The 26367-nt window shown below is 45.9% G+C and carries 31 protein-coding genes and 1 pseudogene; 25 read left to right on the top strand and 7 right to left on the bottom strand.

Annotated elements, in window-relative coordinates; translation table 11 throughout:
- The first annotated feature begins 33 nt into the window (after positions 1-33).
- Positions 34-1245, top strand: coding sequence for a hypothetical protein (locus tag NST47_RS22380; RefSeq protein WP_341157116.1), 1212 nt, complete (start codon positions 34-36; stop codon positions 1243-1245).
- Positions 1246-1262: 17 nt separating this feature from the next.
- Here NST47_RS22380 and xerS read toward each other — a convergent pair whose 3' ends face one another.
- Positions 1263-2342 (bottom strand): tyrosine recombinase XerS, encoded by a 1080-nt coding sequence (xerS, locus tag NST47_RS22375; protein WP_341157115.1) that lies wholly within the window; start codon positions 2340-2342, stop codon positions 1263-1265.
- Between the two features lie 210 nt (positions 2343-2552).
- Between xerS and NST47_RS22370 the strand changes: the two genes are divergently transcribed.
- From NST47_RS22370 to NST47_RS22315, 12 genes are all read left to right on the top strand, one after another.
- Positions 2553-2855: a low temperature requirement protein A gene (locus NST47_RS22370; RefSeq protein ID WP_341157114.1), complete on the top strand. Its 303-nt coding sequence runs from the start codon at positions 2553-2555 to the stop codon at positions 2853-2855.
- Between the two features lie 254 nt (positions 2856-3109).
- The gene (locus NST47_RS22365; RefSeq protein ID WP_076228715.1) at positions 3110-4072 is read left to right on the top strand and encodes an AAA family ATPase; all 963 of its coding nucleotides are present in this window, start codon (positions 3110-3112) and stop codon (positions 4070-4072) included.
- 11 nt (positions 4073-4083) lie between these two features.
- Positions 4084-5193 carry a DUF58 domain-containing protein gene (locus tag NST47_RS22360; RefSeq protein WP_341157113.1) on the top strand — a complete coding sequence of 370 codons (1110 nt, stop codon included), beginning with the start codon at positions 4084-4086 and terminating at the stop codon, positions 5191-5193.
- Complete coding sequence (locus NST47_RS22355; RefSeq protein WP_341157112.1) at positions 5193-6509, top strand: hypothetical protein; 1317 nt, start codon at positions 5193-5195, stop codon at positions 6507-6509. Before NST47_RS22360 ends, NST47_RS22355 begins: the two co-directional genes overlap by 1 nt.
- Before the next feature lie 71 nt (positions 6510-6580).
- Positions 6581-7495: an HPr(Ser) kinase/phosphatase gene (gene hprK, locus NST47_RS22350; RefSeq protein WP_076228718.1), complete on the top strand. Its 915-nt coding sequence runs from the start codon at positions 6581-6583 to the stop codon at positions 7493-7495.
- A 115-nt stretch (positions 7496-7610) separates the two neighbouring features.
- Positions 7611-8492, top strand: coding sequence for a methyl-accepting chemotaxis protein (locus NST47_RS22345; protein ID WP_341157111.1), 882 nt, complete (start codon positions 7611-7613; stop codon positions 8490-8492).
- An 83-nt stretch (positions 8493-8575) separates the two neighbouring features.
- Positions 8576-8818: a hypothetical protein gene (locus NST47_RS22340; protein WP_341157110.1), complete on the top strand. Its 243-nt coding sequence runs from the start codon at positions 8576-8578 to the stop codon at positions 8816-8818.
- A gap of 199 nt (positions 8819-9017) precedes the next feature.
- Positions 9018-9368, top strand: a complete 351-nt coding sequence (locus NST47_RS22335) for a DMT family transporter (RefSeq protein ID WP_341157109.1) — start codon at positions 9018-9020, stop codon at positions 9366-9368.
- Positions 9368-9679, top strand: a complete 312-nt coding sequence (locus NST47_RS22330) for a DMT family transporter (RefSeq protein WP_076228722.1) — start codon at positions 9368-9370, stop codon at positions 9677-9679. Before NST47_RS22335 ends, NST47_RS22330 begins: the two co-directional genes overlap by 1 nt.
- A gap of 104 nt (positions 9680-9783) precedes the next feature.
- A complete protein-coding gene (locus tag NST47_RS22325) occupies positions 9784-10206 on the top strand; it encodes an SRPBCC family protein (RefSeq protein ID WP_341157108.1) in 423 nt (140 codons plus the stop codon).
- Positions 10193-10579, top strand: coding sequence for an ArsR/SmtB family transcription factor (locus NST47_RS22320; RefSeq protein WP_341157107.1), 387 nt, complete (start codon positions 10193-10195; stop codon positions 10577-10579). Before NST47_RS22325 ends, NST47_RS22320 begins: the two co-directional genes overlap by 14 nt.
- A 190-nt stretch (positions 10580-10769) precedes the next feature.
- Complete coding sequence (locus tag NST47_RS22315) at positions 10770-11030, top strand: HPr family phosphocarrier protein (RefSeq protein ID WP_341157106.1); 261 nt, start codon at positions 10770-10772, stop codon at positions 11028-11030.
- Between the two features lie 146 nt (positions 11031-11176).
- On the opposite strand, the gene NST47_RS22310 is transcribed toward NST47_RS22315, so the two are convergent.
- Both NST47_RS22310 and NST47_RS22305 read right to left on the bottom strand, forming a co-directional pair.
- Positions 11177-11485 carry a hypothetical protein gene (locus tag NST47_RS22310; RefSeq protein WP_341157105.1) on the bottom strand — a complete coding sequence of 103 codons (309 nt, stop codon included), beginning with the start codon at positions 11483-11485 and terminating at the stop codon, positions 11177-11179.
- Between the two features lie 516 nt (positions 11486-12001).
- Positions 12002-12754 carry a PAS domain S-box protein gene (locus tag NST47_RS22305; protein WP_341157104.1) on the bottom strand — a complete coding sequence of 251 codons (753 nt, stop codon included), beginning with the start codon at positions 12752-12754 and terminating at the stop codon, positions 12002-12004.
- 171 nt (positions 12755-12925) lie between these two features.
- Between NST47_RS22305 and NST47_RS22300 the strand changes: the two genes are divergently transcribed.
- Positions 12926-13567, top strand: coding sequence for an NUDIX hydrolase (locus tag NST47_RS22300; protein WP_341157103.1), 642 nt, complete (start codon positions 12926-12928; stop codon positions 13565-13567).
- Here NST47_RS22300 and NST47_RS22295 read toward each other — a convergent pair.
- Together NST47_RS22295 and NST47_RS22290 are read right to left on the bottom strand one after the other, a co-directional pair.
- Positions 13564-13824 carry a DUF2533 family protein gene (locus NST47_RS22295; RefSeq protein WP_076228729.1) on the bottom strand — a complete coding sequence of 87 codons (261 nt, stop codon included), beginning with the start codon at positions 13822-13824 and terminating at the stop codon, positions 13564-13566. The two genes, NST47_RS22300 and NST47_RS22295, sit on opposite strands and share 4 nt — an antisense overlap.
- Before the next feature lie 121 nt (positions 13825-13945).
- Positions 13946-14155, bottom strand: a complete 210-nt coding sequence (locus NST47_RS22290; protein ID WP_341157102.1) for a hypothetical protein — start codon at positions 14153-14155, stop codon at positions 13946-13948.
- Between the two features lie 196 nt (positions 14156-14351).
- Here NST47_RS22290 and NST47_RS22285 point away from each other — a divergent pair, with 196 nt between their 5' ends.
- From NST47_RS22285 to tnpB, 10 genes and pseudogenes are all read left to right on the top strand, one after another.
- Positions 14352-14657: a Dabb family protein gene (locus NST47_RS22285; protein WP_341157101.1), complete on the top strand. Its 306-nt coding sequence runs from the start codon at positions 14352-14354 to the stop codon at positions 14655-14657.
- A gap of 52 nt (positions 14658-14709) precedes the next feature.
- On the top strand, positions 14710-15363 hold the full coding sequence (locus NST47_RS22280; RefSeq protein ID WP_341157100.1) for a Bax inhibitor-1/YccA family protein: 654 nt from the start codon (positions 14710-14712) through the stop codon (positions 15361-15363).
- A 431-nt stretch (positions 15364-15794) separates the two neighbouring features.
- A complete protein-coding gene (locus NST47_RS22275) occupies positions 15795-17867 on the top strand; it encodes a class I SAM-dependent methyltransferase (RefSeq protein WP_341157099.1) in 2073 nt (690 codons plus the stop codon).
- Positions 17868-17879: 12 nt separating this feature from the next.
- Positions 17880-19145, top strand: coding sequence for a TerD family protein (locus tag NST47_RS22270; protein WP_341157098.1), 1266 nt, complete (start codon positions 17880-17882; stop codon positions 19143-19145).
- 103 nt (positions 19146-19248) lie between these two features.
- Positions 19249-19986 carry a GTP pyrophosphokinase gene (locus NST47_RS22265; RefSeq protein ID WP_341157097.1) on the top strand — a complete coding sequence of 246 codons (738 nt, stop codon included), beginning with the start codon at positions 19249-19251 and terminating at the stop codon, positions 19984-19986.
- 188 nt (positions 19987-20174) lie between these two features.
- A complete protein-coding gene (locus NST47_RS22260) occupies positions 20175-20708 on the top strand; it encodes a cysteine hydrolase family protein (RefSeq protein WP_341157096.1) in 534 nt (177 codons plus the stop codon).
- Positions 20709-20726: 18 nt separating this feature from the next.
- Positions 20727-21587, top strand: a complete 861-nt coding sequence (gene nadE / locus NST47_RS22255; protein ID WP_341157095.1) for an ammonia-dependent NAD(+) synthetase — start codon at positions 20727-20729, stop codon at positions 21585-21587.
- Positions 21588-23042 (top strand): nicotinate phosphoribosyltransferase, encoded by a 1455-nt coding sequence (locus NST47_RS22250; RefSeq protein WP_341157094.1) that lies wholly within the window; start codon positions 21588-21590, stop codon positions 23040-23042.
- 180 nt (positions 23043-23222) lie between these two features.
- A pseudogene (locus tag NST47_RS22245) lies at positions 23223-23408 on the top strand (hypothetical protein); the annotation flags it as partial.
- Between the two features lie 39 nt (positions 23409-23447).
- Entirely contained in the window at positions 23448-23606 is a 159-nt protein-coding gene (gene tnpB / locus NST47_RS37215; RefSeq protein WP_445667394.1) for an IS66 family insertion sequence element accessory protein TnpB, read from the top strand.
- 24 nt (positions 23607-23630) lie between these two features.
- On the opposite strand, the gene NST47_RS22235 is transcribed toward tnpB, so the two are convergent.
- Positions 23631-24464, bottom strand: coding sequence for a MerR family transcriptional regulator (locus NST47_RS22235; protein ID WP_341157091.1), 834 nt, complete (start codon positions 24462-24464; stop codon positions 23631-23633).
- A gap of 254 nt (positions 24465-24718) precedes the next feature.
- Positions 24719-25495, bottom strand: coding sequence for a CPBP family intramembrane glutamic endopeptidase (locus NST47_RS22230; protein WP_341157090.1), 777 nt, complete (start codon positions 25493-25495; stop codon positions 24719-24721).
- 320 nt (positions 25496-25815) lie between these two features.
- On the opposite strand from NST47_RS22230, the gene NST47_RS22225 reads away from it, so the two are divergent.
- A complete protein-coding gene (locus NST47_RS22225; RefSeq protein WP_341157089.1) occupies positions 25816-26058 on the top strand; it encodes a hypothetical protein in 243 nt (80 codons plus the stop codon).
- Positions 26059-26367 lie beyond the last annotated feature (309 nt).

Here is a 26367-nt window from a genome sequence, read left to right as displayed (position 1 = left end):
TTTATGTAATAAAGCTGACGAGGAGTGTGAATAATGAATTTTTCTACCCGAGGGTCTCTTTTTATCAGATTTGTTGTAACTACAGGAATATGTTTGCTGGCATTTTCTAATTTTCCAAGACCTGTTGGGGCAGTGATCAACGTAAAGCCCCAGTACATTACGATTGTGGCGGACACGGAGCTGTACAAGGACTACAACAATCCCAAGGAAGCTTTGGCCAGCCTGGGCCCGCTGCAATCGGTGAAGGTTGTTGACGTAGATCGAGATTGGAGGCCGGATGAGCCTGTTGATATTACTTGGTATTTGATTGAGACCACGTGGCTGGGCAACATGTGGATACGTGCAGATGATCGGGTAATGAACGGATTATTGCATGAGGAGGAGCGATGGATTACGACGATTTTTGACACTCCTTTGTATGATCAGCCTAATACGCTGACAAACGGTTTAAAGCTAGCTCCACAAAGGCTGCAATCCGATGCTTCTATTACATATTCGCAATTACGTGGCTCTAGTGCCATGTCTTTTTTGGGCGGTGGTGGCAGCTGGTACCGGATACATACATGGCTCGGGGATAAATGGCTGCTGAAGCCAACATTGGTTGAGGATATTCATGTAACACCGATTTCGTTCGATCTGAAGCTGGAAGCAATGGAAACGGCATATCCATATCCTTATCGTATCGAAGAAGACGCTGTGCCCTTACCGCCGCAAACCTTGCCAATAGTGGGGACATGGGATACTCATGGCTTCCTGGGTCCCAGTGGAGAGCTGTGGTATAAATTCCAGATGCCGCAAGGTGATCGTTGGGTAGCTCCCCGCAATCAAGCAGTCATTTCTTATAAGCCGATTCAGGAAACTGTCCGATTGCCCGTCCAAACCCGTTATTTTGAAAAGCCTACTTTAGATAATAGTATGATTTATTGGCTTCAGCCTGGGGAATACGAAGCCTTCGAAGCTTCAGGGAATCAGTGGAAGCATGTTAAAACACCTGAGGGAGACAAATGGGTGAATCCAGAGCAAGCTTTATTAGAGCGTCCTACCGGGATCGTGCCTACAGACGAAGAACTGCAATTGACCTTGGAGGATCAAACCTTTGACCACCCTATAGAAGAGAAAACAGCACACGCCAAAGGTTTCTACAGCCCACAACCCGTACACGCCTTCGAGAAGTGGGATGCAGGGCAGGGTGGTGTCTGGTACCATTTTGTAGGACTTAATGGAAATGAATGGGTGAAAAGATAAGCATCCCATGCATGGTCTTATTCTTTTTCATTATCAATCGCTTGCGCCATCGTCTTGTCAGTCAAATGGGCGTAAATCTGCGTAGTTTCCGGCGAAGCGTGTCCCAACTGCTCCTGAGTTTTGTATAAATCGTTTCGTAGGTAATAATCGGTAGCAAATGAATGCCGCAGCTTATGAACTGACAAATAAGGCTTGCCGAACCGTTTGGCATATTTAATGACCATTTCCTGAATGGCTCGCTTGGTCATCCGTTCCCCTTCTTTTTTGCCGTTTGCAATGGCAAGAAAGAGGGCTTTTTCTTTACGTGGAGCTTTATACTGCGTCTGCCGCATGTCCATGTAGGCCATTAGATTCTCAGTTGCATCCTGACGAAAATATACTGGTGTTTTGAAAGTGTCATCGTTAGAGCCCTTGCGGTATACATAAGCAAGCTTTTTCTTAAGATCGATATCGTCGGCGTTCAGATTAACAACCTCCGAGACACGAAGACCCGAGTTCAGCACCAGTCTGATAATGCAGGCATCACGAACCTTGTTGATGTTGTAGGAGTACAGGGCCTGCTTATTCCCAGCAACCTCTTCACCATACCCATGCTCAACAAATGCTATGAATTCATGTATTTCCTGCTCCTGCAGCAGCTTGCCTTCAAGCTTGGCTGCCGTATCCTTCGGTTTATGGGTCCGCTTGATCTCGACTTTGGCCATCACATTTCTCTTTAGCAGAGGATAAAACTCTTCGTCCTCGGCGATTTGACTTAAATAATGAAATAACGAACGAAGCGAGGACAGCTTGCGCGAAATCGTAACGCGGCTGTTCGTATGCTCGGTACGGGTCATCAAAAACATCCGGAAGTTATCGATGCTTTCCATATGCAGCTTCTCCAGTGCTTCAATCGGTAACTGTTTCATCGAATCGGCTTCGGCCAGACCTTCCGCAAGCATCCACGAGAAAAAGGTTTCATAATCCCGCACGTACTCCAGCAGTGAGGAAGGGGAGAGGTCGGGCAGCTTGAAATTGATAAATTTCTCTACGTACCAAGGCATCGCAGGTATCTTTTTATCCAGCTCCTGACGGTCTTTTACTTTCAAAATATTCATTAGTAGGCACCTCAAATTTAAGTACAGATACGTTTAAGTATAGTTCAGGGTGGAGATATTGCAAAGCGGGATCAGTCAACAAACATGTAATTGATTGTTACCCATAATTCTTTTATTATGGCATAGATAGGTAGTGGATTTCTATTCGTTATAAGTAGGGAGTTACCATCATGGTGAAATCGTTGAGTCTTATGAGAGGCGGAGCCGGCCATGAGAATGGGAAGGTTACGTTCATTGTTTTCATTCATGGTTACCTTTGTTGGCAGTGTAGCGATGTGGTGGATTTATTTTGATTCAAGCGCACACTCGGGCCACCACAAGATTACACATTCCAACGATCCGGGGCGGTTGGCGCGCCTTGCATATACGTACCTGCATTTACCGATTGCTGCCGGAATTATTGTGACAGCGGTTGGTGATGAGCTTGTTCTGGGTTTACTTGTTACAATTCTTCTGGTAGTTGTGGGTGTCTCGGAAAGGTTGATTTCCAAAAGGCGGCGGGCAGCAGTGTAGTTCAAGCGAGCAACAGTTTATGATTCAATGATTGCTTCGTTGTAGCTCACTGCTATTAGCGTTTTTGTTTTTCATCAAACCACCAATCACCCTCCCCATCCTTCTACAAGCGCTTCAACTGAACGGACCTTCATCCTGGAAAGCATGTGGCAATAAACGAGGAAGGTGCACACTGGCGGCGCTTATGGTACATTTAAACTGCAAACGATTACAAAGGATTCATTCATGCTTAATTATCGATGGAGGTTATTTGTATGCAGCTTACGCAAATTAGAAGCTTGGCCCAGAGCATCAGAGACAATGTCAATCGGGTGGTTGTCGGAAAAGAGGATGTCATTGATAAGCTGCTCATTGCCATCATAGCATCGGGGCATGTGCTGTTGGAGGATGTGCCGGGAACAGGCAAAACGCTGCTGGCCAAAGCGATGGCAAAGTCGGTTCGAGCCAGCTTTAAAAGAATACAATTTACTCCCGATTTACTGCCGTCGGATTTAAGCGGTATCCATTTTTTCAATCAAAAGCTGTCTGAATTCGAATTCCGGCCAGGGCCTCTGTTCACTCATGTGCTGCTGGCTGATGAAATTAATCGCGCGACACCACGAACCCAATCCTCTCTGCTGGAGTGCATGGAGGAAAGACAAGTGAGCATAGATGGTGAAACAAGAACGCTTACGCGACCTTTTTTTGTTATCGCAACACAAAATCCGGTCGAAAATCAGGGAACCTTTCCGCTTCCGGAGGCCCAGCTTGACCGCTTCCTGTTCAAGATCAAGATGGGATACCCTAATGCTGCAGAAGGCATCCAAATCCTGAAACGCTTTAAAGAAGCCAATCCGCTCGATGCCATCCTTGGTGTGGCCGATGCAGAAGAAATTGTCGCCGCGCAGGACAGCTATTCCCAAGTGAAGGTGAGTGATGATATACTGGCCTATCTGATAGCTATTGTGGAGAAGACCCGGACTCATAGTGAAGTTTCAACCGGAGTCAGTCCGCGCGGGAGCCAAGCTTTACTTAAAGCTGCGCAGGTGCAGGCGATACTGAAAGGTCGGGATTTCGTTACACCTGATGATATTAAAGCGATGGCAGAGCCTGTGCTTGCTCATCGTCTGATCGTGAAGGGGTCGCTCCGTTCCCGCACCGAGGCGAGTGAAGCCATTGTTGCCGCTATATTGCGGGATGTACCCGTGCCTACTGAAGATAGCCTGATTTCCGGATAGGATGTGGTTGTATGGGAATCCATTGGTTTATATTAACGGCTCTTATCATCGTTGTCGCGCAGGGACTTGTATTCCGCTACTGGGGTCAGAAGGGGCTCAAATACGAGCGTTTTTTTGGTACCCAGGCCTGCTTTGAGGGTGAAGAGGTTGAACTGGTGGAGCGAATTGCCAATCGGAATTGGGTGCCAGTACCCTGGCTCAGACTTGAATCGTTGATTCATGCGGGTCTGAAATTTCAAAACCAGAGTAATTTGGATATTAGTGACGGTACGATGTTTCAGAATCACAAAAGCCTGTTCAGCTTGATGCCCTTCACGCAGATTACGAGACGACATCGGATTGTGTGCAAGAAGCGGGGCTGCTATCGCCTGAATACAGCATCTATGACATGCGGTGACTTGCTGGGTGTGTATCGGAATACGATTAAGCTTGCGCTGAATGTGGAGCTGCTCGTCTATCCGAAGCTGGCTGATCTGGATGTGCTCGGTCTGCCTTCACACAGCTGGCAGGGTGATATCAGTGTTCGCCGCTGGATTGTAGAGGACCCTTTTATGATTTCGGGTGCACGGGAGTATCGCTACGGTGATCCCTTAAAAGGTGTGAACTGGAAGGCTACAGCCCGCAGTGGGAGCCTGCAGGTGCATCAGCTGGACTATACCGCCGACCATCGCTTGATGATATTGCTGAATGTCGAGGATCATGCCAAGATGTGGAGTCAGGTCAACGATGAGGAGCTGTTCGAGCAGGGCATCTCCTACGCTGCGGCCATTGCTGCCCAGGCTATTGATCAGGGAATGGAAACAGGCTTCGGTACCAATGCGCATCTGATTGATTTACCAAGAGATCCCGTATATATTGAAGCAAGAAACGGGCCTGCGCAGATGACCTTTTTATTAGAAACAATGGCCAAGCTCGTTGCAGGACGACGAATCCCGTTTGATGATTTACTTCAGGAGGTTGCGGAGCAAGGAGCTGCCAATTTGGACATTGTTGTCATTTCAGCTTATATGAGCGAGAAAATGATTCAGCCCATTGAACAGCTTCGCCGCAGCGGGAATGCTGTAGAGCTGCTGATGCTCAATAAGGAATCAGCACCTAAGGAAGAGGCAGGTGTCGTCTGATGAATACCCATACGAGATGGACTGGCATCGGACTGGCCGCTCTTAGAGGCAGTACAGAGCTGCTCATGGTTATTCCTTTGCTGCTGGTGACAGGTGTGTACTTGTTTCCTGAGAATGTCAGCCTATGGCTGTGGCTGATTACATTACCCGTTTGTTATGCTGTCGGGTTCGCAGTGAACCAGCTTCTTAATATCGGCAAAATGTTTACGATGCTGGCGATGGTTATCTGTCTCGGAGCCATAGCAGCTTACAGCGTGTCTGGATCTACCTATGCTTTTTTTATTACGCTTCCCATCGCAGCTGTATGTATGTACCGCGGCGCGCGCATGGTTACCATTCCGTGGAGTATGATGTTTCCTGTTACTTTATATGCTGTTGGTCTGGTCATCTATTTTATATCATCCGTAGTGCTCCAGTTTGTACCATCATTTGAGCCCTATTTGTCCATTGTGACAGGCTTTGGGTTATTGGCATTGGCGATCACCTTTCTAATGACCAATCAGACCATGATGAAGCAGGAAACGCTATCCGGCAGCAAGGAGCCTGTACTTGCTGCTGGGATCCTGCTGCAAAATCGTGTTCTGATTATGCTGGTCTTAGTCATCGTCGTCCTTATTGTGTTTATACGAAAGCTGCAAGCCGCTTTTGCTTGGCTAAGAGATCAAATAATTGCCTGGCTTCAGCAATTATTTAGTCCATCCAACGAGCCTCCTCCCGTCAATAATGAGGTGGCACCGCCGCCTTCTATGAATCTTGGAGAAACACATCCTCCTGCTGCCTGGCTGCAATGGCTCGAAAAGGCTCTGATGATCATGGTGGGGGCAGCGCTTATTGTTGGGGTGCTCGTTCTGCTATATGTAGCAGCCAAAAAACTTCCTCCGTTGATCAAGCGACTTGTTCAATGGCTGATGCTCCGATTGGGTCAAAGGGGAATGCAACAGCAAGATACCGGATATGAGGATGACGTCGAAAGTTTGATGGATTGGAAAAGCTTGAATAACAGCTTAACCGGAAATATCAAAAAGTGGCTCCAAGGACAGTTTCATCCCAAAGGGAAATGGGCAGCCATGGATAATCGCGAGCGTGCCCGATATTTGTACCGTGAATGGCTTATCAAGCATACCAAGGAAGGCTACAAGCTTCAGAAACATTTGACTCCGGAGGAAATCAGTCACGATATTCAGCGCTGGGGAAAGAGGCAATCCTCTATCTCAACCGGTCCGATTGTAGGCGTATACGAACAAGCGCGCTACAATGACAAGGCTCTTCAGGACGCTGATATTGAAGCAATGAAAAAGATTGTTGAAACCAAATGACCTTATGCCAAGTAAGACTCATATAGATAGAATCAAGTATCGAATAATTCGTTAAGGGGAGTGTAGCTACAATGAAAACCGTCACTGTACAGGATTTGTTAAACCGTTTTTCTATGGAAGTACTAGCCGGCCATGGTCAGCTGCAGCGTATGATTTCCAAGCCCAAGACTCATCGACCGGGTCTCGAGTTTGTTGGCTATTTTGATTTTTTCTCTCATGCACACGTTCAGGTGTTAGGTAGGAAAGAAATCAATTATTTGCACACGCTAAGTGAAGAAGAGCGGAACTTAAGAATTGGAAATGTAGTTAAATATCATCCACCGTGCTTCGTGGTCACACGTAATCAGGAAGGGTTGAAATATTTAAAGAAATACTGCGAGGAAGAGGGCATACCGTTACTTCGTACCCCTGAGCCGACCTATAAATTTGTGGATCTGATGGATACGTATTTGGCCAAGGCCTTGGCAGCCGAGATCGCGATTCATGGCGTTTGTGTCAATGTATCTGGAATCGGCATCCTGCTCCGCGGCAAGTCAGGAGTAGGTAAAAGCGAGACGGCCCATACTCTTATCCATCGTGGGCATCGGCTAGTAGCAGATGATATCGTCGTATTGCGCAAGATCAGCTCCGAGACGATCGTAGGCACTCATAATGGCAAAACCAAGGAATTTCTGGCGCTGCGCAGTGTGGGTCTTGTGAATGTTTCCCGTCTGTATGGACGTAGAGCCTTTCAGGATGAAACCCGGATCGTGCTGGATATCGAGCTGACCAAATGGGAGGATCATCGGCTTAATAATGAGTTGGAGCTTGAACAGAAATTTACCGAGTATATGGACGTACGCATTCCCCATATCGAAATCCAACTGCAGCCGGGGCGTGATGTGGCCGGACTCATTGAAGCTGCAGCGAACAACTGGTATTTGCGTCAGCAGGGCTATAGTGCTGTAGAGGATTTTATGAAACGCTTAGAGCATGATCAGGGCTAGAAGATAAACAAAACATTTACAAAACGGCAATAAAGGAATTGGTCGAATATTCATAGAATATGTAAGAAGGAGTGGTACCTACAAAGACAAACCATTGAGGTAGAGGTAGATAACTATGGAAATGAATGAGCAGCTGTTAAAAGAGGCGGGCCAGGTTATTACAAAGCAATCAGGTGAAGTTATTTTCCGTTCCGGTGATGCTGGTGAGGACATGTACGTAGTGCTAAAGGGATCAGTCAACATTTTTCTTGAGCAAAATGGCAGCAGTATCCCGGTAGCAAGGCTTCGACAAGGTGACTTTTTCGGCGAAATGTCTTTACTCGAAGGCATGCCGCGCAGTGGTACTGCGATCGTGGATCAAGCAAGCGAGCTTGTCATGCTTAGTGAGGATTCGTTCCGCAAGCTGATGAAGGAAGACATCGTTCTGGCTTGGCGCGTCATGAAGGGCTTATCCAGCCGGATTCGCAGTACGAACAATGAGCTGGCTAAGCAGATCGGGAACGATTTGCAAGAGGTGTCCAAGCTGCTGCATGAGAACGCACAAGGCTTATCAGGCAGCATCATGCACATCGCAGCTTCTGCCGGGGAGATCGATACGAATGAAAGACAGCTTGCCCAACAGATCAAAGAGGTTCAGGTTATTTCCAAAGATATCGGAGTCATGCTGGAGTTCATACGCAATGTTGCAACACAGACGCATATTCTCGGTTTAAATGCAGCGATTGAAGCAGCTAGAAGCGGTGAGCATGGTCGAGGTTTTGGCGTGATTGCCGAGGAGATTCGCAAGCTGTCTGCCCAGTCTAAGGAAAATGCCGAGAAAATCGCCGATTTAACGGAACAGATCGTCCTCAATATGGATAAAATCACAAGCTCATCCGAAAATAGTGCGCAGCGAATTAATGAACAAGCGGATGCTACGAATCAAATGGTTGCCTCTGTCGATACAATGGCCGGATTAGCCGCGCGGCTCTCCACTATCGCGAGTACACTAACATAGCTCTTCCTACAGTAATGTGTTACGATTAAAGGAATCACAAACAAAGAAGGATGATACTCTTGGTTGAAATATTGGAAGCAAGTATGGTTTATAGCAAAGAAGATGGACATGTAGGCAAGGTTGCTTTTTCAGTCGAGAATCACAAGCAGCCCTATGAAATCATGCTTTTTAGTAAAAAAGGTAAAGAGTGGAGCTACAGCTTGAACTTCCTGAACGAGCCTGGTGGCGAGGAAGATATTGAAGCGGTAGAGGAATTACTGGAAGATGATGATATTTACGATCAATTAGTCGAAGCAGCGAAGAGCAAGCTGCAAAAAGAAGCATAAGCTTAAGTCCATAGTGCCACAAGTCCAGTCCGCATAAGCTGCGGGCTTTTTTGGGTTGGACGCCCCAAGCATTAATTTTGGAATTGTATAAAGCTGCGAAAAGCTTGTGCTGAAGCATTGACAATTAACATGAGATGTGTGATATTATTAACTAATTAACGTTAGGTAGGAAGATGGCGAGAGAAGGAGAGGTTGAAATATGAACCGTTATTGGATTTATGTGGTGCTTTCAGGCATATTGGAAATCGTATGGGTAACGGGCCTTAAGCATTCAGAAACGGCTTTGGAATGGACAGCTACCGCGGCAGCTATCATGATAAGTTTTCTGGTCATTATTTTGGCTGCAAGACGTTTACCTGTCGGTACGGTATATGCGGTGTTTGCCGGTATTGGCACCAGTGGTACGGTAGTGGTTGAGATGCTTATATTTGGTGAGCCATTTAACGTAGCCAAGATTATGCTCATTGCAGTACTGTTAGCCGGAGTTATTGGCTTGAAGATCGTCACCACGGAAGAAACCGGAACTGAAGTAGAGAGGGGGAGCCAGTAATGCCTTGGTTAGCACTTGTTGCCGCTGGATGTCTTGAAGTGCTTGGAGTTATCAATCTGAAACGTTTGGCCATGAAAAAGTGGGATGCGGCCTTATATCTTATTATTACCTTTGGTATTGGTTTTGTACTCTTATCCTATGCTATGAAAACTATTCCTATGGGAACTGCTTACGGGGTTTGGACTGGAATTGGTACGATAGGTGCGGCGTTAGTAGGGATGTTTATGTACGGAGAACCGAAGGAATGGCGGCGGCTTCTGTTCATTGCGATGATTTTGTGTTCAGCCGTAGGGTTAAAATTAATCGGTTAATCATCGTAAGCCAAGCAGTTGACATGAAACCTTAAGGTGTCATATAATAATACGAAACCAAATAGTTTCGTATTCTTTTAAACATTGACATGGAGGTTATTGAAATGGAAGACAAGCTTCAATCCTTACCGGATATCGTTCAGAAAATGGTATTTAATGCGCCTATTCAAAAAGTATGGAGTGCTGTAGCAACCTCAGAAGGTATTGCTGCATGGTTTATGCCTAATGATTTCCAGCCAGTTGCCGGACACGAATTTCTGGTGAATGCGGGACCATTCGGAATGTCACCTTGTAAAGTGACTGAGGTTGAACCACCTCATAGTCTGGCTTTTCAATGGGGGAAAGATTGGACTATCAGGTTTGAATTGGTGGAGCTGGACGACAAAACCGAATTTACACTGACGCATTCCGGCTGGGATGCTGAGAAAGTTACAGAGTTCGGATTAACTCACACGATGATTCGAGACAATATGGCCCAAGGCTGGGTTGGGCTTGCCAAATCATTGGCTACCTATGTCGAAGCCTGATCATGCGATCGTTTCACCGAAGCATGATGTGTTTCAAGCGATAGCAGATCCTACCCGGCGCAGTTTGCTGCAATTGCTTGTCGACCAGGAGATGTCTGTGACAGTTATAAGTGGACATTTTCCAATTAGCCGAACAGCGGTGTCAAAGCATCTGCGAATTTTGGCAGAAGCAGGGCTTGTCCGGGAAAGAAAGGTTGGACGTGAGACAAGGTATCAGCTTGTATCGGAGCCTTTACTTGAATTAAAGAGCTGGCTGGCCTTCTATGAACGGCATTGGGAAAATAAATTGGCAATGCTCAAGCACTATGTTGAGTCCGATAATCAGGATCAGATTGGTGAGAGTCCATCTATTCGTCCTGAGCAGGAATATTGAAAACTGACACCAAGCCCGCAATGGTTTGGTGTTTTTGTGTTTGGAGTCATCGTTCTTATAGGCATTTAATGAAATTCAATGAAAACGATTGCATGTACTTCTCATAACGGGAATTGTGTTGTAATATGGAGTCATTAATGATTGAAGCAAATAAGCCAAACAACGCAGACCTTTGAACGGAGGAGTCTTTATGAGAGTTCATGATATCGAAATTAGTCACGACATGCAGCCTCAATATTTACAAATGGTAGCCCAGAAAGCGAGCACGTACCGTTCGGATATCACGATCAAGTTTGAACGGGAAAACATAAATCTAGATGCAAAAAGCATTCTGGGAATGCTGCTGATTCCTATGCGTACTGGTACTCGAATTACGATTCAAACCAAAGGAAGGGACGAGCAGGAGGCTATTGATGCAATGAGCAGCTTGCTGGAGAATAATACTCCTTAGGTTGCACTTAAGGAAGCCTAAGCCAAACCAAGACCGCTGAAAAGTTCTTATGCTATGAGAAAGGCACTGTCACTCAGGAACAATGAGAAGACAGTGCCTTTTTTCTTATGGTGAAGCATTATTGGAGAGCCAATATGTTCATTGATTTAAATATCGTTAAAAACGCCTGAATTGAAGCCTGCAGTACCAACAGTAATTAGAATGAGAACAGCTATCACTGCGTAGATAACGAAAACAATAGCGACGAGCAGAAGATAAGCTTTGAAGAAGCTTTGTTTGTTAGGATTCGCGTTACCGCCAAATGCCCATACAAACCACATCACAATGTTGACAATAGGTATAGCTGAAATAATTAGTGCAATAATCCATTCTTTGACGGGCACTACCGGTGCCTGGGGTCCATACGAATCCTGATAACCATTCGCAGGTTTGTTTAAAGGAATTTCTTGATTCATTTCATCCACCTCTTATATATGTAGTGTAAAAAATTACCTTATGTAACTGTATCCCTTTAAACATAAATCGTCAATAGGTGACAAGCCATGAAATGTTTAGGTGAATTTTCAGATATATTAGTCCTATTATGTCAATAATTATGTAAAAAAACAGGGGAAATAAAACAGAAGAGCTCAAACGCAGCTTACTTGCAGCCAAAGGTTTGCCATAATCAATAAAAGAGCTCTTCTGGAGTGTATCAATAGGTCATGCAGCCTACTACGGTCAAACATAAAAACAAGGTGTTCTAAAACAATGAAAGCCCTACCTCTCTTTCATCCTTGCGGCTCCAAGACCGCGCCAGTGTGAATCAGTTAACACAGTTACAAATTCTTAGGGTTGTTGGAATTTGAATGATTTTTATGAGTAGAGAAACAATAAGTGAACCGAGGAAAAGCTAGATGGGGGTGCATTCATTGATACAATGATAAACTATACCATCTATCAGTTCAAATTGCAAGTTAATTTTGAAAATTCTACAAACATGCCAAAAGCAAGGGCGAGATAGGCATTTCACTTACTTGTTCTACGCCATCAGCTCTACATAGTACAAAAGCAATTTTAATAAGCTCATTGTTGCCATTGAAAATAGGCTTAAAGAACGCACGCAGTTTGATGCTATCTGCAGAATAGGAGCTTCCTGTTTGAAAAGTAACCTGCTTTTCCTGACGATACTCGAGTACCTTGGAAATGCATCGTTTGACCTTCAAGCAATCTGTTTGCTCAATAAAGGTGAGCAAGGAGATGCCGCTAAATCCTTGAGCGGGCTCGATAAAAGGCAATGGTTCATAATGATTAGTTATTTCAGTGATGTCCAGATCCTCGGTCAATAGGCCGGAGGCAACGACAGGCTTGTTGCGAATTTGGCTGGTAAGCCATTTTTTCTCGGAAATCTCTTTGACGACATGGAAGAAAAGGTCCTTTTGCTCCCAACGAATCTTACTGCTGTGAATTTCGACAGTCAGCTTATCTCCATTATCACCGCAGAGGGTTTCTTCCGCGTACAAATAACCTTTTTGATTCAGGCGTAGTTGTTTTTGCGGCATTTTTTTTAAAGATTCCGGCGCAAAAATATCGTTAAGCTCCATACTCAATATTCGGGATTTTGGAATACCAAGAAGCTTGGTGAATGCGTTATTGACCTCAATAAATTTGGATGTACCCTTTTCCTCAAAAGTATAAAACATGCCCTCAGTAGCATTGGCGAATTGCTCGTTAAGTGAACGCATTCTAAGTTAGCCTCCTATATAAGTACAAGGTAATTGTGATGTAGCGCAGCATTATCGTTTTTGCAGATCATTTTGCTGTATAATTAACCTATTCTTGCTCATATGAATCACTTTTTATACTATTCGTTGAAATCTTTGAGTTTAAGGGCAATCAGGAAAAAGAGGTGGGGTATGGACGAGGAACGGTTTGATATTTATGATAATAAGATGAATTGGCTCGGAACCGCGTCTCGACAAGCAGTACATAGGGAGGGGCTATGGCATCAGACATTTCAATGCTGGATATTAACGGATTCAGAGGACGGTTCAGCATTGCTATTCCAAAGACGACATCCTGACAAAGATACGTATCCAGGGATGCTGGATATTTCTTGTGCCGGTCATCTACAGACAGGTGAACGTGTGGAAGACGGAAATCGGGAGCTTGAGGAGGAGCTCGGTTTGGGTGTACCGTTCGAACAACTGATATCGTGTGGTATATATCGTAGTGATAAATGTATTAAGCCCGGATTAATAGATAGGGAGTTTTGTCATGTGTATGGGTTTCGATCGAATCAGGCATTGACTACGTATAAACTTCAGGGGGATGAAGTGACGGGATTATACCGGGTATTGATTCATGATGTGCTGCGGCTTGCCCACGGAATGGCCAGTCAGGATACCATAGAAGCTGTTGGTGTTGAACCTGATGCATCGGGAGTTCTGCGAGTTGTCAGCCGCAGCTTTACAAGTGACCAATTTGTTCCGCATGCTGCGGATTATTACGAAATGGTATTAAAGGGTTTTGGGTTACAACAGCAGGCAGACTACTAACGTCTGCTTCGCTGCACATATTCGATAAGCATGTCTTTGGTAATGTAAGTCCGTGTTGGTGAGATGCCGTGCTTGGCATGCTCATTAATAGCGGCAGCGTATCGGTTGATCTCGTCTACAGTGAAAGCTTCACCTGCTGCGTATTGGGCGATTGCTTGATCAATGGCTTGTTCACGCTTAAGATCCAGCACTTGGAAAACCTCCAGGTGCGCGTGCATTTTTTGGGTATGGGAAGTAATGGCTTCGTGAACACTCATGATGGGCAGCTCCTTAATCCTTGTCGGACATGATATTATTGTGCTAGCTATCATACCATGATTTGAACCACTCGAACAATCCTGGAATTTATGATTACAAAAGTAACATGCCTTTTGGCGCTTACTGCTGCGCATAATTAAGGTGCTTAAGATGAAAAGTATAGCTGGAGCCATCGTTCGGAAGCTGATTGGTAGAGGAGGTTGGCTTGACCAGCAGGAGAAAGGAAGTCGTTGTAAAATACTGATTCGGTTGAAGACCCCACACCATCCAGAAGCTGATGGCAAGTCCTAATCCTATGAGACCAAGTAAACCCTTCATCCGATTATTCATAATGAGATCCTACTTTCTTATATTATATGATACATATTGTATCACAAAAAAATCGGAATGATCCAAAACGGATCTAAATATTCAGTTATTTTAGAAAAATCGTGGTTTGCACAGCGTTAATTGTAGAACGATACGCAGCATTTCTGGTATGATATTAGAAGGAATGGATATGAATAGAGAGAATGGAGGAAATACCATGTCAGTGGCACGTATTCAGCATAAGGTTATTTTTAATTTAAAGGTTGAGGCTGGGTCGGAACAGGCGGATCAGTTTTTATCAAAAAGCAAAGCAATTCTTGAAGTCATTCCAGGGGTATACGATTTTCAAGTGTTACGTCAGGTGAGCAGCAAAAACGATTACGATTATGGATTTTCAATGGAGTTTGAGGATCAAGCTGCCTATGATGCCTACAATACCCATCCGGCCCACGTGGAGTATGTGGAAAACATTTGGCAAAATGAAGTAGCCCGTTTTCTGGAAATTGACTTCATAGCTGTATAGTCCAGAAACAGTTTCAAAACGTTCATACATACGAAGAGGAGTGAATACAATGATGGATAGGACGTTAACGGAATCCCATACAGGCAGCTTTGGACACATCATGCAGATTTTTGCGGTATCCCTGCTGGTCTCATTTGTTGGGACACTTGCAGGTGCTATGCTGATTCCACCTTCACTTGTCGGGTTGTTCGTTGTGATTGAGCTGGTCATGCTCGTATCCGTGTTCATCATGCGTTTCCGCGGAAAAATGATCGGTTATCCGTTTCTGTATATTTTTACTGCAGTTACAGGGGTTACGCTGTATCCGATCATTGCGATTTATGGTGGCATCCTTGGGGCCAATCTGGTATCTGCCGCATTCCTGGCAACAGCGGGTATATTCGGAGGGCTTGCCTTGTATGCTTATCGCTCGCAAAAGGATTTCAGCTTTTTGGGTGGATTTTTGTTTGCCGCTACGATTGGTTTAATCGTAATGAGTCTGTTCTCGCTGTTTATACCGATGGGCTCGACTATGAATTTGGTATGGTCCGTGCTGGGAATTGTTATTTTCAGCGGCTGGGTATTGTACGATGTATCTCAGTATAAGGGTGGAGTAAGCCCAGAGGCCGTGCCGATGGCCGCCTTGAACATCTACTTGAACTTTATTAATTTGTTTATTTACATTTTGCGTTTTCTGGCTGCGATTGTTGGATTTAGCAGAAATTAAATCGCAATCCGCTGACTGTTATTGGTTGGGAAACGAAGGAGCCTTGTGAGCAGGGCTCCTTTTTGCTGCGTGTAGGATCTTCCTCATTTGAAATCCATGGTTGATGCGCGGAAATGAAGAGTGATATAGTGAGCATGTAATCGTTAACATATTTTTTAAATAAATGGAGGGAATCCAAGACCGCTTATCACACTGTCATGATGAAGCCGCAGGATAAGGTCGGTAGCGCTTACGGAAATTCCGGCTGGTGAAGATATCATTAAATATGGCGAGGTTATTCGAGTTCTGAGGTGTTATTACGATCGATCCGCTTTCAAGAAAACCTCAGCCATTCCGCTGGGGTTAGCTCAGTTGTAGAATTATATTCATAGTTAGAGTTAGAAAGATTGAAAGAGAAATAGAATGATAGATAGAGAGAGGAAGAGAAGCTCATGTTGCGTTCACTTAAAACGATCCAAGCCTACAAACTGGATGAGAGCATGTCCTTAAATGAGCATCCATGGCTGCAATATATCGTATCGGCGGAAGAACGAATGGTCAATCTCGAGCGGGTCCAATCGCTTCAGGATTTGGTTAATGCGAATCCGGTTCTGGATTATGTGGAGAAGTCGCTGGAAGCACTCGACCGATTGCAGATGTCCTTTTGGATTCAAGAAGTTGTAGAAGAGGTGCTCATCTGGTCTGAGGTAGCCAAGGGCGGGACGGTACGACAGCGAGTACTGTGGCAGAAGCAGGGCGTACATTTGATGGCTCATAATATCGGTTCCAGTGAAATTTACGAGTGGCATTCGAGTCCGTTGCATAGCGAGGCGAGGAGGCACGTTATCTGCACGCTGATCCAGACTCACGGGTTAATTGGCCAGTATTTACGCGGGGAGGTTCCATTCGCGGTTCAGCGCCCATTAATGGAGCTTATTCAGAGTGGACTGCTCGCGGCTAGTGAGCTAAAGGAACTATTGTTAGTGTTAAATCAGTGCATTCTTGAGGCAGTTTCGAGAGAGCTGTGGGTAGAGATAGCGCAGCAGATTGCTGAGGTCATTGAGCTTATCGTAGATAAGGAGGAAGATAGTGGGTTTTCGCTCCACAACAGGCTGAAGCGGCTGCGGGCCAGCTCGATTTCCAGAGGCGAGAATTTTGAACAGGAATTTGCCAAGCTGTCAGTGCAGCCAGCGGTTATTGAGGCTTTTCAAGCGCTGGACAGCAAGACGCTGTGGTTCGTAGAAGCGGCTCTTCATGAGTTTTCTTTTGAGGAATTTGCCAAGCTGTTTCTCATCATTCTTGGCTCGGATTCAACGCAGCAGGCAGACCATATCAGCTTCGAGCGTATGATGAATGACATGTATTATGATTATCGCGGTCAAAAGAAAATCAATGTTTACAAGAAACGAATCATAGAAAAATATTTGCGCGAATGCTCCTTTGAAGACATTGCTTTGGCACGCTTTACGAATAGCGGTCATTTATCTCCACAGTTAAAGCAGGCTGGACCGCAATCGGATACAGTCTATTTTCATATGGAGTTCTCCGCGGCGGCGGATAAGCTGATCCAGTTTTGTATAGAGGCCGAAAAATCACCTTTGTATGAAAAAGCGGTACTCATGCTGTTCGACCTGTTTGAGCTGCGCCGTGATGCCTATGACCGATTTCATAATGAAGAGGAATATTTATCGATGATGAATCAAACGGCCGATTACAAAAAGGTTATTCTCGATTTTATTGTGGGCAATCGGGTTGTCGATATTGGCCCTGGCGGCGGAGTCATGCTGGATCTGATCGAGGAAACGTTTCCCGATAAACAGGTAATAGGCATCGATATTTCGCAAAATGTGATTGAGGCACTTGAGCGGAAGCGGCAGCTGGAAAACCGCCAGTGGATGGTGCTGCAGGGTGACGCTCTCAATTTGAAGGAATATGTGAAGCCCGGTTCCATTGACACTGTCATTTTTTCTTCGATTTTGCATGAGTTGTTTTCGTATGTGGAATATGAGGGTAAAACCTATAATCATGCTACAGTTGCGGCCGCGCTGCGCAGTGCCTTCGATGTAATCCCTATCGGCGGGAGAATCATTATCCGTGATGGCATTATGAGCGAGCCGGCTGAACAGCAGCGGATCATCACGTTTATGGATGGGGAAGGCATGCAATGGCTGGAGAGGTATGCCAAGGATTTTGCCGGAAGAGAGATTCAATTCGTGCGACTGGGTACTGATGAGGTACAAATGCCGATTAACGATGCGATGGAGTTTTTGTATACCTATACGTGGGGTGAAGAGGCTTATGTACATGAGGTACAGGAGCAATTTGGATATTTTACACCCTCAGCTTACGAAAGCTTCATTCATACGGTGCTCGGCCCGCAGGCCGGGATCGTAGTCAGCAGGCACCTGCTTCAGGACGGTTACACGGAGGCGCTAAGTCCAAGAATCCGGATATTCAATGAGCAGCGCGAGCCTGTGAGTCTGCCGGACAGCACATGTTTGATCGTTATACAAAAGCAAATGTAGGAGGAGGTTTCCATGCATATTCAAAAGGGACAAAAGGTGGATATCAATCAGGATAATCATTTATCCAGTGTGATGATTGGTTTGGGGTGGGAGCATTCCAATCCGGCTATGGACATAGATGGAGCGGCGTTTTTGCTATCTGCGGCCGGAGTTTGTGAGCAGGATGACAACCTTATTTTTTATGGGAATCCGAGCAGTAAGGATGGAGCCATTACCCATACACAATCAAGTCAAGGGGATAAGGAGCAAATTTCGATAGCCTTTAACCGGTTACCCCAAGATATTCAGAAGATTGCCATTACGCTGACGATCTATGAAGGTGAAAAGCTTAGCCAGCATTTTAGCCAGGTTTCGCGAATCTACATTCGGTTTCAGGACCCGTTAAATCATAAGGAGCTGTTCAGGTTCGAATTTGGCAGTGAGCTCAAGCTGGAAACAGCGATAGTTGTAGGAGAACTTTATCTGCATAAGGGTAAATGGAAGTTTAATGCTATCGGGAGTGGGTTTAATGGCGGCTTATCGGCGTTATGCAGCAATTATGGAATCAAGGTGATTGAGGAAGCAGACAATGAGCCTCAGCAGGCAGACCCGACAATCAATCCTGTTGGTGAAGCACCTATAGTTCCACCAAAGCCTACTGTTGAGACTCCTGTTATTCCCGCAAAACCTGTCCCGGAGACAGTTGTTACTCCGAAGCCTTCCGCAGCCCCAGCTGCCAAACCTTTTTTACTCGGAAAAATAGAGCTGAAGAAACAAGAGTCCGTCTCGATCGCAAAGACCTCCAAGATTACAGCCCAGCTGAAGTGGGATAATCCGAAAAAGGATCTGGACTTGTACTGCTTTTATGTAACGAAGAAGGGCGAAGCGAATAAAATATATTACCGTCGGTTGGGCAGCTCCTCCAAGTCACCGTATATCGAGCTTGATAAGGATTCACGAACAGGAGGGGTGGAAACCGTCACCATTCACAACACGTCGGACCTGAGGTATGTGCTTTTTGCAGCTTACAGCGCTCTGTCCAATGGAATTGGCAGCTTTAAATCGATGAAGGCTCGTGCTGTGGTGGATAATCATGCCGGACAAACAGTGACTGCTCCTCTATTGCAAAACAACAGATTTGCCTACTGGGTCGCCATTGCGCAAATTGATTTCAGTGATCAGGATGAGATGAGGATTAGCCATGTTGAAACGTACTCCAAGAGCGGTGCGGAGAATTCGCCGTTGCTCTATCCGGACGGGACTTTTAAAATGAATGTGGGACCGATTGAATTTAAATAGCAAATGTTGCTTTGTCACCCGGAGTTGTGTAAGCTTTCTTAAGAACTTATTATGGTTAGGCTGAAATAGCTCTCCTACTAGGCTTAAGGAAGGAAGATTAACTTTGTCAACGAATCAGATGGAACAGTTCAAATTATTAAAAAATGAGATCACGCGATTTATGATGGCCTACAAATTTGCGTTGGATGCGTTCGATACGAAGCTGGAAATTTTAAAAGAGGAATTTCAATTTTTGCATGACTATAATCCCATTGAGCATACGAAATCCAGATTGAAATCTCCTGAAAGCATTATGAGAAAAATGTACAAAAAGGGCTTTGGCATTTCATTGCCCAGTATCAAAGACAATATTCGGGATATTGCAGGTATGCGGATAACCTGCTCATTCATTAACGATATATATCGAATCAGCGATATGCTGCAAAGTCAGAGTGATCTTACACTGCTTGAGGTGAAGGATTATATTCGCAATCCCAAGCCCAATGGGTATCGGAGCTTGCATCTGCTGATTGAAATCCCTGTGTACATGTCTGATCGGCAGGAGCAGGTATGTGTCGAGGTGCAAATTCGGACGATTGCGATGGATTTCTGGGCGAGTCTGGAGCATAAGATTTTTTATAAATACAACCAGGCCGTGCCGACTCGACTGCTTCAGGAATTGAAGACGGCAGCCGATTCTGCAACTGCACTGGATTTGCAAATGGAGCGGCTGCATAAGGAAATTACCGAAATCAAAGAGGATCAGGATCAAGCCTCTGAAGGGGAACTGAATCAGATTCGTGTCAGCAACCAGCAATTTCAGCTCCCGGAGGCACTGCTTCGTTTAATGGGCGGAGGTTAAAGAATAATCTGGTTGACAAATATTTTTAATATGTCATAATGAAAGTATCAAAAAGAAATAATTGATACCTTGTTTCTTGGTTTACTTATAACCCGCATATAGCCTCTTAGCTGCTGCGGATTTCTTTTTACAATCCGATAATGTCATAATGATATTATTGAGACTATGCTCGTGGAAGGATGGTTACGATGAAAGCACTTATTGTCATTGATTACACGGTTGATTTTGTTGTTGGGAAGCTGCCCTGCGGTGAGCCGGGAATTGAGATTGAACAGCGGATTGCCGAGTTTACAGATACTTTTGTCAACCACAATGATTTTGTCGTTATGGCAGTCGATCTGCATGATGAGCTTGACGTCTATCACCCGGAGCACCGACTGTTCCCACCTCATAATATTAGGGGTACGGAAGGAAGGGCATTATATGGTAAACTGGATGAAGTATATCAAGCCCATCGTTACAAGATCTATTGGATGGACAAAACCCGGTACAGCGCATTTGCCGGAACGGACCTGGAGCTTCAGCTGCGGGCAAGGGACATTAAAGAGCTTCACCTGATAGGGGTCTGCACGGATATTTGTGTGCTGCATACGGCTGTGGATGCTTACAATCGAGGCTTTGACATTGTCGTGCACCGCGACGCGGTTGCGAGCTTTAATCCGGCAGGGCATGAGTGGGCGCTGGGACATTTTCAACATACGCTTGGAGCAACTATTTTATAATATAGGGGGATGAAGATATTGACCAAACCAACTGTACAACAACATATTCAAGATGTGCTGCATGTTCTTCCCAGGATTGATGCTGACCAGGAAATTCGTCGCAGGGTCGATTTTTTGAAAAGCTATTTACTGTCCACCAAGGCGGAAGGTTACGTTCTCGGTATTTCAGGAGGGCAGGATTCGACACTTACGGGCAAGCTGGCGCAAATTGCTGTAGATGAGCTGAATCAAGAGATAACCGATCCCACAGGTATTGCCGGAGAAGGGTATCGATTCATTACAGTCAGATTGCCATACGGCGTGCAGCAAGACGAGGCGGACGCGCAGATGGCCTTATCCTTCATTCAGCCTTCGAAAAACATTACCGTAAATATTCAGCCGGCCGTTGATGCATCAGCAGCCCAGTTTGAGCAAGCGACAGGTGAGAAGCTGAGCGATTTTCTGAAGGGAAATATTAAAGCCAGAGAACGGATGAAGGTGCAGTATGATTTGGCTGCCCACTACCGGATGCTGGTTCTGGGAACCGATCATGCGGCAGAGGCCGTCAGTGGTTTTTTTACCAAACATGGTGATGGTGCCTGCGATGCAGCCCCTATATTTGGCTTAAATAAGCGTCAGGGCAAGGAACTGCTCAAGCAATTGGGATGTCCGGAGCAGCTCTATTTGAAGAAGCCGACGGCGGACCTTGAGGATTTGAAGCCGGGACTGCCTGATGAAGTGGCCCTTGGTGTAACCTATGAGGAAATCGATACGTATCTGGAAGGCGGGGTGCTGTCCGATGCTGCCAAGGATATTATTGAACGACGCTATCAAAGGACCGAGCACAAGCGGAATGCCGCTGTCACTGTGTACGATGAGTGGTGGAAGGAGAGGTTGTAAATGTCATATGATAACTTGACGCTGCACACGGATAAATATCAGATTAATATGATGTATGCGCATTGGAAGAATGGGACGGATTCCCATCAAGCGGTATTCGAAGCTTTTTTCCGTAAGCTGCCTTTTGGTAATGGTTATGCGGTATTTGCCGGACTCGAGCGAATTATTAACTATATAAACCATTTGCAATTTGACGAGGAAACGATCCGTTATTTACAAGAGCAGGAGGAAGAATATGATCCGGCTTTCCTCGAAAAGCTGCGCGGCTTCCGCTTTACAGGCAATATTAGCGCAGTTCCTGAAGGAACGATTGTGTTCGCTAACGAGCCGCTGATCCGTGTGGAAGGGAAAATATTTGAAGCGCAGCTTGTCGAGACGGCGCTGTTGAACTTCATGAACTTCCAAACCTTGATTGCGACCAAGGCATCGCGGATTCGTCAGGTCGCTCCCGAGGATACGTTAATGGAGTTCGGGACTCGCAGAGCTCAGGAGGCGGATGCTGCCATATGGGGGGCACGGGCTGCTTACATTGCCGGCTTTGATGCGACTTCGAATATGCGGGCAGGGATGCTGTTCGGAATTCCTTCCAAAGGTACGCATGCTCATGCGTGGGTACAGGACCATGATACGGAGGAAGAGGCTTTTCGCCATTATGCCGCTGCGCTGCCGAATCAGGTGACACTGCTTGTGGATACGTACGATACGTTGAGATATGGGGTTCCCAATGCGATCAAGGTTGCCAAATGGATGGAGCAGCAAGGAAAAAGGATGTCTGCGATTCGGCTGGACAGCGGTGATTTGGCGTACCTCTCGAAGACGGCAAGAACGATGTTCGATGAAGCGGGCTTGCCTTACGTAAAGATTGTGGCTTCGAACGATCTTGATGAGAACATCATATTCAATCTGAAGGCTCAGGGAGCCCGGATCGATAGCTGGGGGGTAGGTACACAGCTGATTACGGCTGCTGATCAACCTTCTCTGGGAGGTGTGTACAAGCTCGTTGCGCGTGAAAAAGCGGGAGCTTTCATCCCTGTGATCAAAATATCGGGAAATCCCGAGAAGGTATCGACTCCTGGCATCAAGGAAGCCTATCGGCTTATAAGCAAGCAAACCGGTAAAGCAGAAGCCGATTGTGTGACTCTTATTGGGGAGACGGAGGTATTACAGGGCAAGAGACTGAAGCTGTACGACAAGCTGCATCCTTACTTATTCAAATATGTTGACAATTATGACGCGGTTCAATTGCTCAAGCCGATTTTTCAAGCTGGCAAACAGGTATATGAGCTTCCTGAACTGGAGCAAATTCGCGAATACCACCGTCAGCAGTTGACTCAGTTTTGGCCGGAATATTTGCGGAAGCTTAATCCGGAGGTGTATCTGGTTGACCTGAGCGCCAAGGCATGGCAGCAGAAGATGGATCTTATCCACGATTATACGAGTGCCAAATCGGAATAAAGATAAGCGTCAAACTTTCACCACCTTCGAAACACGAATAAGCTATGAGATAATCCTTCCCAGAAGCCAATCAGAGGAGGATTATCTATGGCCAGAGAAGAGATTCGAATGAAATGGGAAGCGCGCATCGCGGCTTTTCGTACCAGTGGCGAAAAGGCAACCAACTGATGTAAAGCGAATCAGGTCAGTCGTCGTCAGCTTTACTCTTGGATGAAGAAGCTGGATGCATCATCCTCAGCGTCCGCCGCAGTCAAACGGGCGTCCTTCATTCCTGTTCAGGTGACTCCCGAAGCGAAGCCGGGGACGTCCAACTGCCTTCGCATTCGGATCGGCGCTGGATGCCGATCCGGTATGCTATACGAATGAACATCCTGGCAAATCTATCTGGCTTGCGGCAGCACGGATTTGCGTAAATCGATCGACGGCCTCGCCGCTCTCGTTCAGGAAGGGCTCGGGCTGAATCCGTTCTCCTCTTGCTTGTTCGTTTTCTGCAATCGTGAGCGCAACAAACTCAAAATCCTGTACTGGGAACATAACGGCTTCTGGTTGTATTACCGACTTTAGGGGGGCGTAGGAGCCTGTGCTAACCTATTCTTTTTCTTTCTCTCCCCATTGACGAATCAACATATGACCAAACGCTTCAATCAAGTAGTTCTTAAAGTCTTGTTCCAGGTTCGGAAAGAGTTGCGGGTCCATCTCCTCCAGCACTTTTCCCGTTTCGCTATTCCACAACTCCTGTCCCAGCATCCGCTCGATCATCATAAACAGCGTAAGCGCATGCTCCTGAACAAGGGGATGCTCCGGCTGCATTCCTTGCTTGGACATGACGAGTAGATCGTTAATCTCTAACGCAAACTCTCGTTCTACACGGATCCGTTCTTCCAAACTTAATTCACTCATAAATACCGATTGTACGACTGCATCCGGCACACGATCGGAGAACCACTGCTTCTGTTCCTCCTCGTGCTGAATGGAATAAATCAGCAGCATAATGAGCGCAGGATCCATCGTGTCGTTATCCTTAATCATCGCTTTTACCCGTTCAACTGAACCCACAACGCGCTGGATATGCTGCTGCTTCTGCAGCAAGAGCTCATATTGCTTCTCCAGAGAAGTCTTAAAATCCTTACTATCCTGCTCCAAATATTTACCAATTTCATCCAAGGAATAATCTAAATACTTTAAGGTCAATATTTGATGGAGTCGGAACAAATCCTCATCCGTATAGGTCCGGTGTCCCTGCTCATTGTAGCCGCTTGGCTTCAGCAGCCCTTTCTGATCATAAAAATGCAGCGTACGTACAGTCGTCGAAGTCAGTTTGGCGAATGAACCAATGCTATAATACTTCTTACTTATCCTACTCAGCTCCTTTCTAACGTCAGGTGCAAGCATTCTTTTTATGTTATCAGAAAAAAGAGCCATAGCCAAAATCCTTATATCGAATGAAGTTGCCTGTAAAACATTCACATGGAGGGATTTAAGTATGACTTAATATCTGATTCACAACAGCCTTGGCTCTTGCTTCGAAGTTCTTGTAATCCTCTGCTGTCCACCAATTAACCATATTGGCCAGCCTGCTGACAGAGTGCACCTATTTCAGGACTGCTAGCCTGCGTGTTGGCTGCTAGAAGAGAAGGGCGCTCGTCGACCGCACGGATGAATCAGCCGACTGGTCGTCACACGCTTTGGGCGCTATCACGTCGCTTTTCACGGCGGAGGATGATCGGGACCGCGATCACAGCAGCAATCACCAACAACGGAGCTAGTAAACCAGCGATGGGTAACGCCGACGCGCCATTCGCTGAGAAGACGCTCAAGTCCCAGAGCCCGTGCAGGAACATAGAGGCCACGAGTGATCCGGTAGATCGCCGAGCGAGGTAGAAGATCGAACCGAGGCCAAAAGCGATCATTACCTGGAACAGGGCAACTGCCCCGATGCCCCAGAACATGTTCGGCAGGTGGAAGACTGCGAACATCGCTGTTGAGAGCAGCCAGACCCCGATTTCGCCAAATCGGCTGCGCAGAGGAACTATCAACTGACCGCGGTTGATCATCTCTTCATTGAAGCCGACCATGATACTGCCGAAGATGAGATACAGCCACATGAGCGGCGTGACACGAGTGAAATCGCCCGTCAGCATGTTCACGATGGCGATGACCATCATGATGATTGGGAGAGTCATTGTCCGACGAGAAAGACGTCGCCTTTCAACCAGGCTAGGGCGCCACCATCCGTAGATCGTAACCATTGTGATGGTCAGCACGGCACCGCCGGACAGCGGTGCTATATACCAGAGAAGAAGGGTCCGCTCACTCTCACCCACTCGCGTGTAGTCGATACCGTTGAGCACGAAGATTGCGTAGAAGACTGCACTGTAGAGGAAATAGGTGAGAACACCCCATCGTACGCGGGGACGAACCCGAAGGGCGGGTTCCAATGAATCTTGCAGCATGTCCCTATTAATTGACATCATAAACACTCCCACTATAAATTAATGTTTTCTTTCATTTGCTCTTGTTGTCTTAAGATTTCAACATCGACTACTTCAAGAGTTAGAGATATCATGTTGTGGTGACAACAGTAATGGCATAATACGTCTTATTTATCCTTCTCAGCTCCTTTGTAACGTCAGTGTAGCACCTGACGTAACGTCAGGCGCAAGCATTCTTTTATGTTATCCAGAAAAAAGAGCCATAGCCAAAACCCTTATATCGAATGAATTTGCCTGAACAACATTCATTTTGACGGATATACGTATAAAAAATATCCAGATTGGAATTCATCCAGCAGTTATATGAGCAGGAGTTGTTCACGGGCAAGGTGATCATTTTGAATGGCTATGATGATTTTCAATATGCCCGGACTGTGATGACATACCGGGGAGTTGATTATTTACTGAAGCCGGTCGATACCTCAGAGCTGAAGAGCGTAGTCTGCAGAGATCAGCTGGAACGGGAGGTAGGCATGCTCGAACATTTGCGATTGATCGAGCATGCCATGCCGACCAGTACCTAAAGTATTTGTTCGATCAACTGCCGCAGTTATCAGACCCTAGAGATCCAGAGGTGCTGGAGACGTTGTTACCGTGGTCATCGTCGCTGCCTCTACATTGCCGCGTATTTACAAAGTCATATTAGATTATAGTAGTCCTCATTTAATTTACAGGTGGGGGCTATTTGATGCTTACGAATAAAGCGATCAATTCCTGCGATAGGTCTATCGATCCAAGATAGTTATTTACTCAGCGTACTGCTCTAAAAGAGGCCCAAAATGGGCTTCTTTTTTATTGTGTCATTTCACACATTTAGGGCCCAATGAAGTTTG

Source organism: Paenibacillus sp. FSL H8-0034 (assembly GCF_038000305.1).
Lineage (GTDB): Bacteria > Bacillota > Bacilli > Paenibacillales > NBRC-103111 > Paenibacillus_S.
This window is presented reverse-complemented; position numbering and strand designations above follow the sequence as displayed.

What these genes read in the sequence shown, in the direction of transcription:
- xerS (WP_341157115.1), bottom strand. Translation starts at nt 2,342, where the DNA reads ATGAATATTTTGAAAGTAAAAGACCGTCAGGAGCTGGATAAAAAGATA.
- NST47_RS22340 (WP_341157110.1), top strand. Translation starts at nt 8,576, where the DNA reads ATGGTTTATAGCAAAGAAGATGGACATGTAGGCAAGGTTGCTTTTTCA.
- NST47_RS22250 (WP_341157094.1), top strand. Translation starts at nt 21,588, where the DNA reads ATGTCATATGATAACTTGACGCTGCACACGGATAAATATCAGATTAAT.
- NST47_RS22300 (WP_341157103.1), top strand. Translation starts at nt 12,926, where the DNA reads ATGGACGAGGAACGGTTTGATATTTATGATAATAAGATGAATTGGCTC.
- NST47_RS22270 (WP_341157098.1), top strand. Translation starts at nt 17,880, where the DNA reads ATGCATATTCAAAAGGGACAAAAGGTGGATATCAATCAGGATAATCAT.
- NST47_RS22295 (WP_076228729.1), bottom strand. Translation starts at nt 13,824, where the DNA reads ATGAGTGTTCACGAAGCCATTACTTCCCATACCCAAAAAATGCACGCG.
- NST47_RS22235 (WP_341157091.1), bottom strand. Translation starts at nt 24,464, where the DNA reads ATGGCTCTTTTTTCTGATAACATAAAAAGAATGCTTGCACCTGACGTT.
- NST47_RS22335 (WP_341157109.1), top strand. Translation starts at nt 9,018, where the DNA reads ATGAACCGTTATTGGATTTATGTGGTGCTTTCAGGCATATTGGAAATC.
- NST47_RS22365 (WP_076228715.1), top strand. Translation starts at nt 3,110, where the DNA reads ATGCAGCTTACGCAAATTAGAAGCTTGGCCCAGAGCATCAGAGACAAT.
- NST47_RS22315 (WP_341157106.1), top strand. Translation starts at nt 10,770, where the DNA reads ATGAGAGTTCATGATATCGAAATTAGTCACGACATGCAGCCTCAATAT.
- NST47_RS22275 (WP_341157099.1), top strand. Translation starts at nt 15,795, where the DNA reads ATGTTGCGTTCACTTAAAACGATCCAAGCCTACAAACTGGATGAGAGC.
- NST47_RS22380 (WP_341157116.1), top strand. Translation starts at nt 34, where the DNA reads ATGAATTTTTCTACCCGAGGGTCTCTTTTTATCAGATTTGTTGTAACT.
- NST47_RS22345 (WP_341157111.1), top strand. Translation starts at nt 7,611, where the DNA reads ATGGAAATGAATGAGCAGCTGTTAAAAGAGGCGGGCCAGGTTATTACA.
- NST47_RS22310 (WP_341157105.1), bottom strand. Translation starts at nt 11,485, where the DNA reads ATGAATCAAGAAATTCCTTTAAACAAACCTGCGAATGGTTATCAGGAT.
- NST47_RS22355 (WP_341157112.1), top strand. Translation starts at nt 5,193, where the DNA reads ATGAATACCCATACGAGATGGACTGGCATCGGACTGGCCGCTCTTAGA.
- NST47_RS22330 (WP_076228722.1), top strand. Translation starts at nt 9,368, where the DNA reads ATGCCTTGGTTAGCACTTGTTGCCGCTGGATGTCTTGAAGTGCTTGGA.
- NST47_RS22285 (WP_341157101.1), top strand. Translation starts at nt 14,352, where the DNA reads ATGTCAGTGGCACGTATTCAGCATAAGGTTATTTTTAATTTAAAGGTT.
- NST47_RS22305 (WP_341157104.1), bottom strand. Translation starts at nt 12,754, where the DNA reads ATGCGTTCACTTAACGAGCAATTCGCCAATGCTACTGAGGGCATGTTT.
- NST47_RS22370 (WP_341157114.1), top strand. Translation starts at nt 2,553, where the DNA reads ATGAGAATGGGAAGGTTACGTTCATTGTTTTCATTCATGGTTACCTTT.
- hprK (WP_076228718.1), top strand. Translation starts at nt 6,581, where the DNA reads ATGAAAACCGTCACTGTACAGGATTTGTTAAACCGTTTTTCTATGGAA.
- NST47_RS22290 (WP_341157102.1), bottom strand. Translation starts at nt 14,155, where the DNA reads ATGAATAATCGGATGAAGGGTTTACTTGGTCTCATAGGATTAGGACTT.
- NST47_RS22230 (WP_341157090.1), bottom strand. Translation starts at nt 25,495, where the DNA reads ATGCTGCAAGATTCATTGGAACCCGCCCTTCGGGTTCGTCCCCGCGTA.
- NST47_RS22320 (WP_341157107.1), top strand. Translation starts at nt 10,193, where the DNA reads ATGTCGAAGCCTGATCATGCGATCGTTTCACCGAAGCATGATGTGTTT.
- NST47_RS22260 (WP_341157096.1), top strand. Translation starts at nt 20,175, where the DNA reads ATGAAAGCACTTATTGTCATTGATTACACGGTTGATTTTGTTGTTGGG.
- NST47_RS22360 (WP_341157113.1), top strand. Translation starts at nt 4,084, where the DNA reads ATGGGAATCCATTGGTTTATATTAACGGCTCTTATCATCGTTGTCGCG.
- NST47_RS22325 (WP_341157108.1), top strand. Translation starts at nt 9,784, where the DNA reads ATGGAAGACAAGCTTCAATCCTTACCGGATATCGTTCAGAAAATGGTA.
- NST47_RS22280 (WP_341157100.1), top strand. Translation starts at nt 14,710, where the DNA reads ATGGATAGGACGTTAACGGAATCCCATACAGGCAGCTTTGGACACATC.